Origin of the sequence: Pseudomonas sp. 43(2021) (genome assembly GCF_017490805.1) — a bacterium.
Lineage (GTDB): Bacteria > Pseudomonadota > Gammaproteobacteria > Pseudomonadales > Pseudomonadaceae > Aquipseudomonas.
In genome coordinates, this window is sequence record NZ_JAFGYJ010000240.1 from 1 (window position 1) to 535 (window position 535).

At 53.8% G+C, this 535-nt stretch carries 1 protein-coding gene; it reads left to right on the forward strand.

What is annotated here, in order from left to right; translation table 11 throughout:
* Positions 1-18: 18 nt before the first annotated feature.
* On the forward strand, positions 19-535 hold a 517-nt coding region (locus J5M71_RS26975; RefSeq protein ID WP_207838562.1), incomplete at its 3' end, for an SDR family oxidoreductase.

A 535-nucleotide genomic window follows, 5' to 3' on the forward strand; every position in this document is an offset into this window, starting at 1 on the left:
TACCCAAGGAGCTGAAACATGAAAAGTGAGTTCGACAATCGTGTCGCTGTGGTAACCGGAGCAAGTTCAGGCATCGGACTGGCAGTCGTTCAACGATTACTAAGCTATGAAGCGACGGTAGTGGCGATGTCCCGTGGCCGGGGCGGCCTGGCTGCACTCAAAGACGTTCATGGTGATCGCCTCCATATTGTCAGTGGCGATGTTACGGTAAGTTCGGATCTTGAGAAGCTTGCACACTGCGTCTCCAGAATCGGGCCTGTAGATTTTCTAGTACCGAATGCAGGAGTCGCTGTATTTGAAGACAGCTTGGCGAGTGAGGGATTCGAGCGAAATTGGGCCATCAACGGAGCAGGTGCGCTTAACACGCTTTCAGCTTTGCGAGCCCAATTGGCGAGACCCGCTTCGGTTGTATTTGTGGGGACTTTTCTTTCCGCTTTGGCCTTCCCAGGCTTGGCTGGCTACATTGCGTCGAAAACAGCACTGACAGCGCATGCTCGAACCTTAGCCGTCGAACAGGCTGAGGCCGGAGTTAGAG